General features: G+C 43.8%; 12 protein-coding genes and 1 pseudogene. 2 read left to right on the plus strand and 11 right to left on the minus strand.

Going from position 1 to position 16,056, the window contains the following annotated elements:
• Positions 1-28 precede the first annotated feature (28 nt).
• The 11 genes and pseudogenes from HU759_RS04490 to HU759_RS29960 all read right to left on the minus strand — a co-directional run bounded on the left by HU759_RS04490 (position 29) and on the right by HU759_RS29960 (position 12,187).
• Entirely contained in the window at positions 29-808 is a 780-nt protein-coding gene (locus HU759_RS04490; RefSeq protein WP_170036141.1) for a PhzF family phenazine biosynthesis protein, read from the minus strand.
• Positions 809-904: 96 nt separating this feature from the next.
• Complete coding sequence (locus HU759_RS04495; protein ID WP_170036143.1) at positions 905-1,738, minus strand: EamA family transporter; 834 nt, start codon at positions 1,736-1,738, stop codon at positions 905-907.
• Between the two features lie 285 nt (positions 1,739-2,023).
• Positions 2,024-2,869, minus strand: a pseudogene (locus HU759_RS04500) (IS66 family transposase); the annotation flags it as partial.
• 522 nt (positions 2,870-3,391) lie between these two features.
• Positions 3,392-4,387 (minus strand): nucleotidyltransferase domain-containing protein, encoded by a 996-nt coding sequence (locus HU759_RS04505; protein ID WP_170036145.1) that lies wholly within the window; start codon positions 4,385-4,387, stop codon positions 3,392-3,394.
• Positions 4,377-5,015: a deoxynucleoside kinase gene (locus HU759_RS04510; protein WP_170036147.1), complete on the minus strand. Its 639-nt coding sequence runs from the start codon at positions 5,013-5,015 to the stop codon at positions 4,377-4,379. Before HU759_RS04510 ends, HU759_RS04505 begins: the two co-directional genes overlap by 11 nt.
• A 2-nt stretch (positions 5,016-5,017) precedes the next feature.
• Complete coding sequence (locus tag HU759_RS04515) at positions 5,018-5,845, minus strand: hypothetical protein (protein ID WP_170036149.1); 828 nt, start codon at positions 5,843-5,845, stop codon at positions 5,018-5,020.
• Complete coding sequence (locus HU759_RS04520; protein ID WP_170036151.1) at positions 5,842-7,191, minus strand: NUDIX hydrolase; 1,350 nt, start codon at positions 7,189-7,191, stop codon at positions 5,842-5,844. Before HU759_RS04520 ends, HU759_RS04515 begins: the two co-directional genes overlap by 4 nt.
• A 1,387-nt stretch (positions 7,192-8,578) precedes the next feature.
• Positions 8,579-9,703, minus strand: coding sequence for a radical SAM protein (locus tag HU759_RS04525; protein WP_170036153.1), 1,125 nt, complete (start codon positions 9,701-9,703; stop codon positions 8,579-8,581).
• A gap of 478 nt (positions 9,704-10,181) precedes the next feature.
• Complete coding sequence (locus HU759_RS04530) at positions 10,182-10,955, minus strand: Fic family protein (protein ID WP_170036157.1); 774 nt, start codon at positions 10,953-10,955, stop codon at positions 10,182-10,184.
• Positions 10,956-12,002 (minus strand): hypothetical protein, encoded by a 1,047-nt coding sequence (locus tag HU759_RS04535; protein ID WP_186618442.1) that lies wholly within the window; start codon positions 12,000-12,002, stop codon positions 10,956-10,958.
• A 50-nt stretch (positions 12,003-12,052) separates the two neighbouring features.
• The gene (locus tag HU759_RS29960) at positions 12,053-12,187 is read right to left on the minus strand and encodes a hypothetical protein (protein ID WP_262378146.1); all 135 of its coding nucleotides are present in this window, start codon (positions 12,185-12,187) and stop codon (positions 12,053-12,055) included.
• A 284-nt stretch (positions 12,188-12,471) separates the two neighbouring features.
• Here HU759_RS29960 and HU759_RS04540 point away from each other — a divergent pair, with 284 nt between their 5' ends.
• Both HU759_RS04540 and HU759_RS04545 read left to right on the plus strand, forming a co-directional pair.
• Positions 12,472-13,758: an HlyD family efflux transporter periplasmic adaptor subunit gene (locus HU759_RS04540; RefSeq protein ID WP_170036161.1), complete on the plus strand. Its 1,287-nt coding sequence runs from the start codon at positions 12,472-12,474 to the stop codon at positions 13,756-13,758.
• A 19-nt stretch (positions 13,759-13,777) separates the two neighbouring features.
• The gene (locus HU759_RS04545; protein WP_170036163.1) at positions 13,778-15,844 is read left to right on the plus strand and encodes a peptidase domain-containing ABC transporter; all 2,067 of its coding nucleotides are present in this window, start codon (positions 13,778-13,780) and stop codon (positions 15,842-15,844) included.
• Positions 15,845-16,056 lie beyond the last annotated feature (212 nt).

Here is a 16,056-nt window from a genome sequence, read left to right on the forward strand (position 1 = left end):
ATGATCTGTTGTCCTTGGGCAATCCCTTTTACAGGTAAATCGTGCCTTGCAGGTAGAGTGCTGCATGGCCTGAGATGATCACGCGGTCACCTTTGAGTTCACACCGCAGTTGCCCACGGCGCCTGCCGCCCTGTTCGGCGCTCAACTGCGACTTGCCCAGGCGCTCGGCCCAGAACGGTGCCAGCGAGGTGTGTGCCGAGCCGGTGACCGGGTCTTCATTGACGCCCACATTCGGGCCAAACCAACGGGAAACAAAATCAAAGCGCGTGCCTTTGGCCGTCACTGCTATCCCGCGTTTGGGCAGGCCCTTGAGGCGTGCAAAATCTGGCGTGAGTGCCGCGACCTGGGCTTCGTCATCAACGACAACGATATAGTCATCAGTGGCATACACCTCGGCGTGTTCGAGGCCCAGCGCGCTCAACATGCCGGCTGGCGGCTCGCAACGCTCGGGCTGTTTGGCCGGGAAGTCCATTGCCAGTTCGTCGCCATTGCGCGTCACGCGAAGCTCACCGCTGCGGGTGGCAAAACGCAAGATCTCAGGGGGATTCGGGAGTTTGTGAATCAGCACCCAGGCAGCGGCCAACGTCGCATGGCCACACAGGTCCACTTCGACTTCGGGGGTGAGCCAACGCAGCTCATACACCTCGCCACGAGGCACGAAAAATGCGGTTTCGGAAAGGTTGTTTTCGGCGGCGATGTGGTGAAGCTGCTCTGTGGGCAACCACTCGGTCAGCGGGCAGACGGCCGCCGGGTTACCACCGAAGACCTGTTGGCTGAACGCGTCGACTTGATAGATATCCAGTTTCATCACAGGTGCTCCATGTAGGGAGGCAGGACACTAGCAGTGGGTTACGTGGAGCGTCAAAGTACAGATCCTCAGTTTTTTTGCGCGCATGTGTCCTGGTCAGCCCAGGCGCAACACCATCGCCCCGACGGCAATGATGCAGGCGGCAATGATGCGAGCCCGCGTGAGATGCTCTTTGAGCACCCACGCCGAAATCACTACGCCAAACAGGATCGAGGTCTCACGCAAGGCCGAAACCGTCGCGATGGGCGCGTGTGTCATCGCCCACAACGCCAGGCCGTATGACGCCACAGTGCCTGCGCCCCCGACGGCGCCAAGCTGCCAGTTACGGGCGACGTAGCGACAGAACGCTGCACGCCGCGCGGCTAAGGCCCACGCGGCGAGCGGGATGCCGGTCAGCAAAAATATCCACAGCGTGTAAGCCGCGGGTGCGCCGGACTTGCGCACGCCAAGGCCATCAATCAGCGTATAGCCGGCTATCACCAAGGCGTTTATCAGCGCCAGCACCAGTCCTTTTTTATGACCGGTCGAGGGCGCTGCGGCCATGCTCAAGATACCCAGGCAGATCACGCCAATGCCAAGCCAGGCAAACGCCGAGAGTGGCTCGTGCAACACCAGCACACTCACCAACGCCACCAGCAGTGGCGCAGTGCCACGCATGATCGGATAGGTCTGGCTCATGTCGGCAATGCGGTAGGTCGAGGCCACCAGTACGAAATACAACACCTGCAAAACCACCGATGCGCCGATGAAGGGCCAGCTTTCTCTGGCCGGTAGCGCCAGAAACGGGATGGCCGCCAGCGCAATCAATGAAGCGGCGGATGCAATCATGCAGGTGGTCAGCAGCTTGTCGACGCCGCCTTTGACCACCGCATTCCACGTGGCGTGAAGGGCGGCGCCCAGCAGGATGATTGCGAATACGCTCAGGCTCATGGATGGCACTCAAAGCAGCATTTTGGGATGTTAATCGCAGAGAGTATGCCCGAGCACTTTTGTGCAGGCATAAAAAAACGGCCTACCTTTCGGTAAGCCGTTTTTAGTACTTGGTGGTACGCAGTCATTTGAACCAAACCCAAAGCTATCTGTATTTAATACATTTTATATACTACTCAATAAGTCAGGCATACACACAGGCATACATATTGCCGAGAACTGAGCGAATGCCCTTTTATCGTAACCGATCCACGAACTACACCTACCTAAACGCAAGGTGGTCGTTTATTGTGACATTCCTAGCAAGTAGTTCCATGGTAGTAAGGCTCCGTAGTCCCCAACCGATTGCGCTTGCGGCCGTCTTCCAGTACGTGGCGTAGCCACGTATGGGGCTCCTGGCCGTTGACCTTGGCGGCCTCGACCGAACTGTAAATCTGGGCACTGGCGGTGGCGCCTTTGGGCATGTCGCTGAACAGCAGGCCTTGCGTCCTATTACAAACGGCTTGATCGCTCTTTCGGCCGGATTGCCGTCGATCGATAAAAAAACCAGCTGCCACGTAGCGCCCCAGCTGGCTCAAGTTGTTGGCCAGATAATTCACCGCCTTGCCCAGCACACTTTGTGGTGCCACTTGAGATTGCGTTTTATCCAGCCCGCTTTTCAACTGGGCCAAGATCGGCAGACTTATTTTTTGACGACCGATAAATCGCTGCTCATTGCTGAGGTCCTTGAGGTTACGCTCGATGCCATACAGTTTATTGATCATCGCCAGCGCGATATCGGCACGGCTGGTCTTGCCCTTAGGTTGCACTTTCTGCGCATCGACAAACTTACGACGTGCGTGCAGCCAATCGCTCCACTCCAGACTGCAACGCCACCGCGTTATAATCGTGGGTCATTACGTAGCCGAGACAGTCGCCAAGCAGTCGCAACGGCACCTCCTGCGCTCGGCTGGTGGTGTAATCAAAAAGAATCACTGGCCGCTCTAGCGGGCAACTGGCTTGTACCCGCATCCGGGATTAGCTGGTCGGGTCTCGATCCGGCTCTTTGAGTACTTGGACGTGGGTTTCGTCACAATGGATCACACAACACGCCAGTGTCGGGCATGGAATATCGACGCCGTGTCGACTCAGTGAGATTGATGTTGACAACACAGCCGCCAAAAAATATCACAGCATCTGAATGTTTTTTTTCGCTTCGGCGCTAAGCGCAGCTAGTGCCAATCGTATTGGTACAAACTTCAGCTGCTTGGTTCTATTGGAGGCAGTGTCAAACATACTGGGGCAATCTGAACAGGCCTTATCTTCTATTGAATATGATAGATAGTATTCAGTTTGCATTTGGATTTTAATGCCTAATAGGAGTAGCACTCCGATTGTTTTCAGCTTGTATCCAATCTAAAAATTGTGCTTCGTATCCTCGATAAACAGTGATCTTTTTGCTGCAGTATGTCAACTGGTAGCTAAATCATATCGGTGTCCCCAGAAACATCCTGCCTGTCGCCCACTCAGCCGCCGAAATTAATGTGGATTATGTATACGTTTCGCCAGACTAAGAGACGTCTCGACGTTTATATCCTGCTTGCGGTCCTTTTCGGAGATGTTTCCGAAATCGTCACCAAACCCGTAAAGATCCACAGGGCTGAAGCTTACTCTTTACGCTTCGTGTTCTGGCTGTATTAACTTGCGATTAATTAATGCATCAATTCTTTCTTTTGCTTTTGCTTGGCCAATTCCTAAAGAAAAACAACATGCGTGTAAGGCTGTTTCGATATTACTAGGTTCGTTAAAAGCTGCTAAGATCTTCAGGGTCGTTAAGTCTATTGAGTACATGACTTGTTTGGACTTGACATAGTAACGATCTCCGTCCGCATAAAAAAATACCCAAGAGGAAATACAATACTGAGTTGAACCACTCAATAATATATCTTGATGTATGTTGTCTGGAATCGCTAGTATGGCTCTAAAAAAAATTCGTCTTACGGCATATAGAAAATCCTTGATTCTGACTTGTTCGGGACTTCCAAGTACTGACTTTCTAAAGATGATAGCAACGGGCTCCGATTGTGCATAAGTTCTATCGATTCTCCTTGGCCGCCACTTAGTTTTCAAATAAAAATCACCTCCAGCCACAAGGAATGCCTCTAATGCAAACTCGAAGAGACAACGCGCTTGATAGCTAGCCGTGATCTCTGATTCGTGCATATCACTACCTACGACATCGTCATACATAGGCTGAAGCATTGAGTAGAAGTAGCAAATAAGTCGTTCCATAAATAGGCAGCTTGAGTTTCTTATGATAAGTAATTGTTCCGGTATCGGGCCGTCGATCACAAAGCCACGAATGAGTTTGCTGATTTGTTCCAAGCGCCTTTGGCTTAGCCCAATATATGATTCTCTATTTAAATCGTCTAACACAAGATTTAACTCGTTTTCACCCCAAAACGTAAGCTCTATCTTTCGATCTTCAAATATTAAGTTTAAGAGTGGTGGCGTAATAGCCTGAGGGCCAAAATAAAATATATCGACGTCGGAGGTTGGTGATTCCAAACCTTCTGCGATTGAGCCAGTTAAAAGCATAGATGTGCCATGAATAAATTTCATATTTAGAAAGTCCCTTAGCTTTCCAATAAATTCATTATTATTTATCATTGTGGCGATCCATCGTGGTTTTTAATTTTTTAGCGATGTCAAAAGCAAGGCGCCGGAGGGTATCAATGTCTGTAATATTATCTACTACAACGACTTGGCAATTTATAGTTTTGTTAGATTCGATCAAAAGCTGATTATAGGCGCGCTGAATTAAATTAAGTTCAGCTGGACGCTCATAGTGTTGAGCTATCCGTCCGCGTTGAATAATTCGTTCGTATGCTAATTCGACTGGTGTGCGCAAATAAATAACAATAGATGGCAATATAACTCCGCATGCTTTCTGCGCAGCTATCGTATGCTCCATTGGTACCGAATATAGCGCATAATGATAAGCGATATCACTGTGCACCCACCTATCGGCGAGTACTATTCCTGAGGATAGCTTAGGGGCAATATTTTTAATCGTATGATGATATTTATCCTGAACATAGGATGAAGTGATTTCTGCGGTAGTTAATTTTATTCGCTGTTGACGTAATCCTACTATTTTATAAGTTTCGATTGGGGACAGCCAAGAATGTTGTCCTATTGTGTGGCAATTAACATTTAATTTGCCCAAAGCATTTTCTAAAAAAGACCTAAAAGTGGTCTTGCCGCTGCCATCGCAACCTTCAAGGCTTATAAACATATCTATGTATTCTCCTTTTCCTTAAAATCAGCGAGGCAAGTGAGATAATCATATGGAGAACCTGCAATAAGCGACCAGCGATCGGGTTGAGGAAGCCACAATGAGAAGATATGTTTAGTCAGCGGAAATCCTCTGAATTCAAGGTCGAGCGAAGCTGCGGTCCAGTCTCCTATTGCAGTCATTGAGTGTGGGATATTGGCCCTCGCAGCCCAGCACAGAGTAATGGCATCACAAAATTCCGTGCTGAAACGCTCAACAGAATCAGAGGATATGCCGTATATAAACTTCTCACTACGAATGAATGAACTTATGAAGTTTATGGCGGCACCCTTAATTAATAATTCTGCGAGAGATGATGAGTCTAGTTCGAGCAGTTGAGATGAACTAAGGTTGACGCTATAAAAGTTTTTCGAACATTCAATGTCGTGTATAACAATGTTGCCTATTGATAAATTCACCAGCCAAGCAAAGCTAGCCTGTTCTAATGATTTGATTGCTGCATAGAGCTTTTTGGTTGCTGCGCTATCCAGTGTTTTTCCGGGAGCGCTGTGTAAGTAAATCTCAATTCCTGAAACCTCAATTGTAATAAACGAATAACCGCTAAGAACAAGTTTTTCCTTCCGCGGAAGAAAAAAACCAATAGGGACATCACTATCTCCTTCCGTTGCTACGCAGTCTGGATGAATCTTACACAACACAGGGTGAAGAAGGAGAAAGAAGAAGTGCACGCACCGGCCATCGATCATATGATCATAGCTCTTATTTTCTAATAGCGAAGACTTGAAGTTAGGGAATAAACGCTCATACAAGAAATCATTTGAAAGTTTCATGATCTATACTTACCGTTGAAGGCGCGATTTATTTCTTCACAAATAATGGCTTTTGTTTTGCTTTCTGGAAAGATCGCCAATGCCTCTCCAAGGATCGCTTTAGAGTCTTCCAGTTTACGTTGCTCTACGGCTATCCGACTGTCTAAATAATCATGGTATTCATGGCCCTGTCGAGATTTTTTGAGGTAGAAGAAGAACTCTAATAACACTGAAAATACTAAGGCGGCATGAATTAGACCTACTACAGGGCGTAATTTCTTTCGCCAAGGTGAGAAAAATGTTTGATCATTTGGAACTTCTATCATTTCGGAGTTTATTGCCATGTTTAACCAGTTGTGTATGGATTCATGTAAGATCATTTCAGCCATGCGCACGGAGTGAGCTGAAAAGTCACAGAATACTGTGCCTGGTAAACATTCCAGAGTGTAGCTTTGGCTCGGTGCATCATTAGCTACGTTGTCAAGCAGGCAGATGATCTTTGAGAGGCTTATGAAGTGAAAATAGCCACATTCTTCAATCAGAGAAATAGCGGAATGCACATTAGATAAAATCTTCTTTGGTGCCAATCTAGTGTGTGCTGTAATTAAGTAACACGGCGATTCGTGTGTCGTTTCAATACGAAACATCTCAGTGTGCGAGGCTATAAATGGAGAGTCTGTTGAATACTTTTTTAGACTATCCATCACTGCTTTACCATGAGCAGCCAACTCAGCAGAATTTCGCTCAGCACTTAGCTGTATAAAATATGTGGCTTGGTGCATGGCCGTAAAGTCGGCGCCCTCACTATACTCTAACTCAGTTTGATCTTCAGTACGATTCCACGCGGCGGCAATATACTTGGTAGCGTCAGTTTTTCTTTTGTCAATTAGTGTAGATAGACAGTCATACTCAATGCGGGGGTGCAGTTTTGGCACTACAGATCTTGAAGAAACCGCTTCTATTAAGCGAGCCTGACCAACCGCCAAAAAACGGAAATCTACCATCTTCAACGGTATCCATTGAAATACAAATTCAGTAGTCGTATTGTCTGGATGAACCTCCATGTGAGTCCAATTTGAAGGGGCGCTATCTAAAGTCTTTGAGCGCAATACGAAAAAATACCTATGGTGTACTTCGTCGCGGAATGGCCACATATCGTGGCGGCCTTCACCAACACTCTTTAGGTCCTCAAGCTGAACAGTAAGTCCCGTCTCTTCGAAGAATTCACGACGTGCTGCAACTAGCGGAGATTCATCTGGTTCAATAGTGCCACTTGGTACTTGATATCCTACCTCAGGATATTTTTTATGAAAAAATACTAATAAGTGATCATGCCTAAAGGCATAAATTACTATCTTCTTTTTCATATGGAAGGCTTCCTAAAAACAAATAGTATATTACTTCTACATTCGGTTACATCTGTGTATAATATAGAGCTCAACTGGCGAGTGTCGACGTGCCGAAAACCAGCAAATCGAAAAGCCCTGTACACGTTTATTCGCCTTAAGCATTCAATTAAGTATGCATCTACTAATCTTAATTTAGACTCGTATAGAGACATATTGCATGCTCCCCTATACCTACGGGTGAGAATCGTTAGTTGATTAGTATTCTGACATTTTAGATCTGGGTACACAGATATGCCAGCCATGTTTCCCCAAGGACGAAACTCTCCAATTACAAATCCACCTGGCATAAGTGCTCGATGGGCCAAGCGTAAAACTTCTCTCAGATTATCCGCATGCAAAGAATTTAAGGTTTCGTATCCTAAGATAATGACGTTAAAACGCAGTTTTGTGGTTCGTAGCCAATACTTAAACACTGAGTTAATAACGTTATGTTTGGTTCGCAATGTGCGGTTGTTTTTTGCGTACTTACAAATTTTAGGATTAATTTCGATTGCTATATGTGATTTACAATCTATCCCGGTACGCATCGGTATGGGTATTGGTCCACAGTTAGCCTCGAGGACTGCGGCCGACCGATTCAGGAAATTGAACCTTTTATAATAACGTAAGATTTTTTTTTGAGATGTCCTCTTCCTGGTTCCTTGATCGGTTGTTGCGTCCAAATGCACAGCTAAAGCTTGATCAGCATAAGCAGAGTCTAAGAAATACCTAGCGGGGTGCATCTTAACGTGTTTGATAATACCCTCGATGGATAAGTAATCCATCTATTGACTCCAATTCTTGCGCATTATGTTAGCCAGGATATTACATGCGATTTTACATGCTAACTTATAATCATCGAAGTTTACTGCTAAGTCTAAGAAATATAAGTCATAGCATGGATAGTTTTGATTAGCCTGCGTGCAGTGTAAACTCCCTTCGTATACCACTAGCTCAGGCATAGAAACGTCACGAACCATTCTATAAGCTTCCGTCACTTTGAGGAGAAATTGCTTTAGGTCTCCGTTCCGATCAATCGTGCCTACGTGCCAGAGATCTCTTTGTCCGTTACTGTATTCATGGCCTTCACAACTGGTATAAGTAACAATACCGAGACTAACCGCAGTTAAAACAGCTTCAGCGACGACAGGCTCTAAGCTTGTGTCAAAGCCAGGATCCTTTGGAGTGAATGGCGTGGCATACTTACATGCGCTTTCGCCTAGCAGATTTAGATTTCCAAACTCACTCCTGAGAGGTTGAGAAATAGATAAGGCACTTTCTCTCGAGCTCCAGCGCCTTAAAAATAAATCTACTCCGTCGAATCTATTTATCGGTCTAATCGTTGATAAGCACAAAAAATTTCCTATCATTGGTTGAACCCCTCAAATAACTGAAATCGTGCATCACAATACTCTCGGCTTCGACCCGCTTTTAAAAAACGCTGGCGTGTCGCGATGCATCCGCCTCCACAAAGACTGAAGAGGGAGCAGGTTGAACATTGCTCCAGTAGGAGATTAACGTCTTTCCGATTTAGAAAATTTTCGAGAATGGTTTTCGTTTTTTGCATATCCGCTATTGTCAGAGGTAGCTTTTGACTTTCTCCTGAAGCCAATTCGTCACACGTTCCGACATGCCCGTCAGGATAAATGGTTATTACGTGCCCACATTTTTTAATACCATAGTCACAGTCGTTTACAATTAACCCCATCTGTTTTTTTAGAATAGACACACCTGGCTCAAGATTGAAGCTGCGGAACAGCCCTTTCTCTTTCCAATAACCATGCGCCGCGATAACAAAATCGGAAAAATCCTTTGGGTTTATTGACCAAGGCATCTGAGCTCCCTCACTCGAGGCTATCAGATTTTTCGTTATATTACGTCTTTTAGGACCTTCGCCTTGAGTAACGGAAACGTCAAAACATGGAACTAACTTCAATGCTTTGACATTAGAAAATGTTGAAACGTGCTGAACCAGTTGATCTGGATATTTTATATTTTTCGATGTTATAACTGATATGATTCCTATGGGGATATTTAGTTCGGTTGTATATCGTATAGATTGCTCTATCAGAGAAGTTGCGCTTTTACCCTCGTAGTCTATACGGAAAGTATCATCTAACCCATCGAAACTTATCCCAAGTTGGAGGCGCGGAAACCAACCAATTAACTTTGAGATCATTTCTTTATCTAGGAGTGTCGCATTTGTTTGAATTCTAACGCTATGAACCTTAGAGCCTAGCTGAATCAAAAGCTTGGAAAGTTTTTCGAACTCGGACTCAGGGTATAATAACGGCTCTCCTCCATGAAGCTCAATGGCGAGCTGTTTGTCTAAACCAGTGAGGAAATTAGATATCGAATCTACCCGTAGAACCCTAGAACCAGAGTATGGACGTCTCTTCTCATAGCAATATATACAATCTAAATTGCATGTCTCCCCTACCAGCTTTAGGATTACTGACAGGATATTCCCTTCCAATGCTGGCGCTATCATGCTTTACCTCACCTCGGCTACCAAAGGTGCGGGGGCATGCCACCGCACCAATTTATCATTCGGGCTGAGTGTCTGGAAGCTGAGCCATTGCCCAAGCATCTACCTCTACAGCCGAATGATGGCATGCCGCGTTATCTGTGTTGGTAAGAAGGCCATAAGCCTTTAAGTTCTCGAGAAAATCTGTGTAATCTAATAGTTTCGCGTTGGTATCATTATTCACGATATCAGCCTCGCATAGTGTGCCGGAGTGGCAATCTTATTGTGAGTGCAGTAGTTTGCGGAATAATTTAGATTTTATTACTAAAATATGAAGGTTGAGCGGTTAGCCGAGGTTGCATTATGTTGCGGGTTTTGTATTTGCAACAACATCTAAAACTATAATAAAATTAGGTTCAGATATTTATATAAGTCATCCTGACTGCAGGGTAGGATGAGGAGTGCCTCCACACCAATCCATGTTTATAGCAGATTCTGTTTTCTAGCGCACTCGATCCAGTTCTACTGCTAAAAACAGATGGCTATAATAATAAATTATTTCAGACCAGTTGTTTGAAAATGCTGCTATTCTGCAGCGAATACCATATCCGCCTCTAGATAGAACATTTAGCTCCGAAAATGGAATATATGTAGTTGGTGATCTCTCGAGAGTAAGATTCGTCAATATCCGCATAACACGGCCATTACCATCACTAAAAGGGTGTAGGGCAAGTAGGTAAGTAGCAATCACAGCGACCGCAGCTACGCTTTTTGTAGTCTTATATTGAAGAAAGGAGATAAGTTCATCAATACCGCTTCGTAGTAATTCTGCGGGAGGATAGATAACGCATACTCCATGCAAATCTTTACCAGTGCGAACGTTAGAGTTTCGAATTATGCTTTTAGAGTTTAGGACCGTGCTGCTAATATCTTCCAGAATGTCTATCAAGACTTGACTGTTATAATATAACTGCGCATATCTATATTTTTCATAAACGTACGCATAGATTCGTTTTTCATCCTCTATTCTTGATACGTGTGGCCAAGACTTCGCCCGCTTCAGGTGAAAGCTACTTAGTCTATGGTCAAACCTATATGCATCATAATGTTTCATGGCGTTCTTCGCTGAGTCCACATTGAGAGCTCTTTCGACAGACTCCTGGAGCATTAGCAACTCGTTGGCTGAACGCACCACTTTCATCTGGCTTATTTCTTCAAACTCTTTTATAGGAGTTTGGGGGCTTGGCATGTAGATTTCACGATTTTCAACAGTCACTTAATTTTCCTTTCTATAGTTAGTTGACCCGCCAAGATAAAGATCTAAATCGCGCTGAGTGTATACATGAGCCTTTTTGCTATTACCTATAATAAGTTCACATAGTTTTTTTTCGCAGATGTTTAGTTTATCCAATAAATCTGAATGTTGATGGGTGTCGCATTTTCCCATATCGATTATAGGTCCTGCCATTTTTGTTCTAAGTTCTAAGTTTTTAATCATTAGGGACGTCGTACCGATATGGTATGATCGCCTGATATGATGCTGTAATGGAAATGCGAATGTTGCGGGCACGTTTTCTAGAATCGTGCCATTGCTAATTAAAGTGTTAATTTTTAATATTTCATATCGACTTATAATGTATTCAATCTGAAGTTTTAATTGTGCAAAATATATTGCTTTGTCGATCTGTTCTACATATTGAGGCTGTCTATCATGCTTGTTCTGAGAGAAAATTTCCTCGACTAATAATTTGATCATTCTAGGGCTGGCTGCGCAAACCTCGCGCCGCCCGTTCAGTAACTTGTTATCGTATATGTAATTTACAACCTCACCGGCATCTGACCAATGTTCCCAGCCGGAATTAGGTGTATATAACGCGTGTAGAAATGCACTTAGCACGCCGTGGCTCAATTTTGAGACACTAGCCTCAGTGGTATTTATCTCTTTGCCAACTAAGTGTCGATAAAGAGGCAGCGTCCAGCCCACATAGCTCAAAAATGCCGACTTGATTACTGGATGAACTGGTGCTCCACATTTGGAGGAGGTTCTAATCTGGTCCGCCATGATGCCAATTAAGTTTCTTGCATTATTGTATATTGCAGATAGTTCTTTCAGCGCTCCTATATTCATGAGCTTTTCGCTGTTGTATCGGTAATCAGGATACCGGCATAGGGCATAATCTTCCGGTTTTATGAATGCAACACCAGATCTTCCCTCAAGCACGTTTCGACCTTTAACGTCGTTTCGCTCGATCGGATAGAAAATGTAGAGGGCGAGCCTTGATGAAAACCAACTAGCGGGTATGGCGCATGGTAATCTTTTCATACTTTTACCTTATAAGCATGAATGCCCTTAGGCATTCATGCCTTTCAAACTTAGGCTGATTTCGAACCGCCTCCGCCGCCATATCCGCCAGAAATATATGCGATTTCTTCTGGAGTAAGTTCAATCAACTCCATTTCAAACTCGTCTTCAATTTTTTCAGAGGTTGGTTGGTATTGTTGGCTCATGATCGGTATCTCCGTTGATTTTATCGGGATGCACATTGTGCGATTTCACTGTTAATAATCCTGGTTGAGTTAGTCAAGCAACACAATCAAATATTTTTACGTTGCCAGGTATTTATCGTTTTAATACTATGATTTATATGGGTTTATTGCTTTTTGAAATTTATGTTACGCCTTTTTTTTGACATAAAATTGAAATTCAAAATTAACATTTATCGTGGAGCATTGCCGCAATAGCACATTCTATGGTCCTAGCTGAAGTGTGCTTGAATTTGGAAATTATGGAAATGTTGAATACTGACGCTCCAGCGGTAGGTCATTCTGAAAGAAGCGAAGGCAAGAGTAATAACCGTAGTCGAAGTCTCTTTCGAACGAACGCTGCCCGTGCTGCCCGTGAGCGAACATTTTATGGAACTGTTAGTATAGCTACTCCAGTTCCTTATGTATTAGTAGCGATATTTTCTTTGTTACTCGTCATCAGCGGAGTTCTAGGCGTTTGTTATTTAAAATATGATCATAAGGTTATAGGTAATGGTGCTATAAGGGTCGCAAGTGGTGAGTATAATGCTTACTCGCCTATAGCCGGGAATGTTATAGAAGTTACATGCCAGCTTGGAGATCCAGTAAAGAAAGGTCAGGTGATAGCTAGAATAAAATCGAATAACTATATAAGCAGCACTCAGTCTTTAACTGAAACAGCATTGCGGCTTGTAGGCCAAAGGAAGGAGTACAATCGCTCTGCGTACGTAGCCGAATTGTCGCGACTTGAACAGCTGATAATTGTTCAGAAGCTGAATATTGATAAATGGACTTCTGTGCGTAACTCATTACTCAGCGATTCGCAAGAGTTGAAAGAACATGGTGTTTTACTCGCGAAGGTGCTTAAAGACTATTCGCTCTTGCATCGTGATCACACTATATCTATCAACGACTACTTAGCGAAGCTTACCCAAAATCTTTCTAATACGCTGCTAATTAATGAGACTCAGCGTCATTTGCATGAACAAGAAAACGAGATACACAAGGCTAAATCCCTTATAAGTGACTATGAGGAAAAAATAAAAATTGAACATGCTAATTTTCTTGAGCGACAAGCGCTACTAAAAAAAGAGCTCGCCATATTGTCCTCTGAAAATAGCATCGTTATTGTGAGTCAAGCGACGGGGTTTATATCCCAGTTAAATGTGCGGCAGGGTGATAGTGTTTCACCGAGCAGTAATATTGCAGTAGTTACTCCCGATGATTACAAGCTCGAGGGCTTGATAACTCTTTTTTCTAAAGACGTTGGACTGGTTGCTAAAGGTCAAACCGTTAATATAAAGGTTGATGCTTTTCCTTTTTTAAAATACGGCAGTCTATCTGGCGTAGTTTCGAATATAAGCTGGAAGCAGAATCACAGCGCGATCGAGGGTACGCAGCAAGATGAAAGTGCCTATAGTGTATCAGTGAATATCAATCCAAAGACGGATGAGGAATTTACAATTTATAAGAGGTTGCGTTCCGGCTTTACGTTCTCTGGAGAGATAGTACTTGATAATACCAGTCTGTTTTCATGGGTGTTTAAGGGAAACTAAATTTTAACATGGTGCCTAAATGAAGTACCTAAGACGCAACGTTGAATTTGTGAGACAGTCTGAGTCATCAGAGTGTGGTCTGGCTTGCATCAATATGATTGCTAAATATCACGGGTATCACATTACGTTATCTGAACTACGCAAAAATTTTCCTATAAGCTCTAGAGGAATGAATCTCAGTCGGTTAATTGAGATAAGTGATCTAATTAAAATGAGGGCTAGAGCGGTAAGACTTAGTCATAGTGAAATATCAAAGTTGAGCCTGCCATGCATTTTACACTGGGATTTCAATCACTTTGTTGTTCTTTCGGAGGTCCGTCGGGGCGGGGTGAAAATTCTGGATCCCGCTAGGGGTGAGTTACTAGTTTCGCATCGAGAACTCGATGATCGTTTCACTGGCGTCGCCGTAGAGTTTAGCCTTATCTCCGGGTTCGTTGCTCGTAAGGAAGAAAAAAAAGCTTCAGTGACGACATATTTCAAAGAGATTTTTGGGCTAAAAAAAGCAGCTGTTACGTTGGCTTCTATAGCTTTTGCATTGGAATTTATCACGCTTATTAATCCCTTATACGTACAAATTGTGTTGGACAGAATTATAGGTACTGGTGAAATCACGCTGTTGCTTCCATTGTCTATTGTGTTTTTTTTGATTTTGTTAATGCAGTTCGTTCTTGCTATATGTAGGTCTTGGTTAATTATAAATATGGGGTCCAAGATAAATGTTAGTTGGTTGGATGGTTTGTATAGTCATCTAATTCGGTTGCCATATAGTTGGTTTGAAGTCCATTCAAAAGCAGATGTGGTATCGCGCTTTAATTCAATTAGGAGCATCCAGTCTGGACTGGCGGCTACAATTCTAGCGTCTTTTTTTGATGGCCTTATCGGTTTGATAACTGTATTGATTCTGTTTCTATATAGCACGAGCCTTGCATTCTTGGTACTAGGTTTCTTTGTTGTGTATCTCGTTATAAAAATTGTATTTCTTCCAAAATTAAGAAGGGCCACTACGGAAGTCGTTTTGAATCAAACATGGCAGCAGCATGAACTGATAGAGTCGTTAGGCGCATTGCTTGCTATTAAAATAAATAACAAGCAGTTTTTTAGAGAGGCTAAGTTTAGGTGCGTTGTAGGCCATTCATCAAACGCAGAAATATCTATTCAGCGTTTGATAGCCTGTTCTACTGCGGCTAGTCAATGGACCATGGCAACTATGCGTATTTTTGCTATTGCAGGGGGGTCTTACTTGGTTTCCAGTCACAATATGAGTGCTGGCATGTTAATTTCTTTTTTGATTTATGCCGACTTGTTTGTTTCTCGTTCATTCAGTTTTATGGATAAGTTTTATGATATTAAGCTTCTTCAATTTCATTTTGATCGCATTCAGGAGGTTATGAGGACGGAAACAGAGAGACTTGATCATGAGACTAGCACATCGTTCTTCACGTTAGGTAGTTCTGATCTTGAATGCCGAGATCTATGGTTCAAGTATCCAGGAACTGAGGGGTGGATACTGAAAAATCTAAACTTTAAAGTTAGTGGGGGAGAAAGTGTTGTCATAGTTGGTCCATCAGGCTGTGGAAAAAGTACGCTGGCTAAATTGATTTTGGGCCTACTTTCTCCTAGTCAAGGAACTATATCTGTTGATGGTGTGTTGCCTAGCGCAATGGGTCTTGCTAACTTTCGTAACTTATTTGGAACGGTGATGCAAGAGGATCGTTTGTTGAGTGGTTCTATATTTGATAATATATCATTCTTCGATTCGCTTGCTAGTTTTGACTTGGTACAGTCCGCTGCTAAGTTGGCAGCGATCGATGGGGAAATCTTGCGCATGCCTATGGGTTATCACACAATAATAGGTGATATGGGCTCTTCATTGTCGGGTGGTCAGATTCAGCGCATATTGCTTGCAAGAGCGTTATACCGTGAGCCAAAAATACTTATCCTGGACGAGGCTACTAGTCATTTAAACGTTGAATTGGAGGAGGTAGTGAGTGCCAATATTAAAGGCTTGAATATAACTAGAGTTATTATTGCGCATCGGCCGGAAACTATTAATAGCGCGGATCGAGTAATTTCACTTGGTGATTAATATTTGGCGTGCATAATATTTGAATATATTCCTCCGTTTTATACATGTGCCACCGTTTTCTAGTTGTTACTTAACTTTTGATTTAAACAGTGTTCTTCCTAGGGCGTAGCTCCAACTGACGGGCTTCAGGGGGGCGCTTGGGGCCTTTATGGTAGATGAAAGCTGTGACGCGGTGGCATTGTTTCCATCCAAGTGCAGCCTATCAGCGTCTG

This window comes from Pseudomonas sp. OE 28.3, assembly GCF_014268205.2.
GTDB lineage: Bacteria > Pseudomonadota > Gammaproteobacteria > Pseudomonadales > Pseudomonadaceae > Aquipseudomonas > Aquipseudomonas edaphica.

What these genes read in the sequence shown, in the direction of transcription:
- HU759_RS04510 (WP_170036147.1), bottom strand. Translation starts at nt 5,015, where the DNA reads ATGTTTATAAGCCTTGAAGGTTGCGATGGCAGCGGCAAGACCACTTTT.
- HU759_RS04540 (WP_170036161.1), top strand. Translation starts at nt 12,472, where the DNA reads ATGTTGAATACTGACGCTCCAGCGGTAGGTCATTCTGAAAGAAGCGAA.
- HU759_RS04495 (WP_170036143.1), bottom strand. Translation starts at nt 1,738, where the DNA reads ATGAGCCTGAGCGTATTCGCAATCATCCTGCTGGGCGCCGCCCTTCAC.
- HU759_RS04490 (WP_170036141.1), bottom strand. Translation starts at nt 808, where the DNA reads ATGAAACTGGATATCTATCAAGTCGACGCGTTCAGCCAACAGGTCTTC.
- HU759_RS04525 (WP_170036153.1), bottom strand. Translation starts at nt 9,703, where the DNA reads ATGATAGCGCCAGCATTGGAAGGGAATATCCTGTCAGTAATCCTAAAG.
- HU759_RS04535 (WP_186618442.1), bottom strand. Translation starts at nt 12,002, where the DNA reads ATGAAAAGATTACCATGCGCCATACCCGCTAGTTGGTTTTCATCAAGG.
- HU759_RS04545 (WP_170036163.1), top strand. Translation starts at nt 13,778, where the DNA reads ATGAAGTACCTAAGACGCAACGTTGAATTTGTGAGACAGTCTGAGTCA.
- HU759_RS04505 (WP_170036145.1), bottom strand. Translation starts at nt 4,387, where the DNA reads ATGATAAATAATAATGAATTTATTGGAAAGCTAAGGGACTTTCTAAAT.
- HU759_RS04515 (WP_170036149.1), bottom strand. Translation starts at nt 5,845, where the DNA reads ATGAAACTTTCAAATGATTTCTTGTATGAGCGTTTATTCCCTAACTTC.
- HU759_RS29960 (WP_262378146.1), bottom strand. Translation starts at nt 12,187, where the DNA reads ATGAGCCAACAATACCAACCAACCTCTGAAAAAATTGAAGACGAGTTT.
- HU759_RS04520 (WP_170036151.1), bottom strand. Translation starts at nt 7,191, where the DNA reads ATGAAAAAGAAGATAGTAATTTATGCCTTTAGGCATGATCACTTATTA.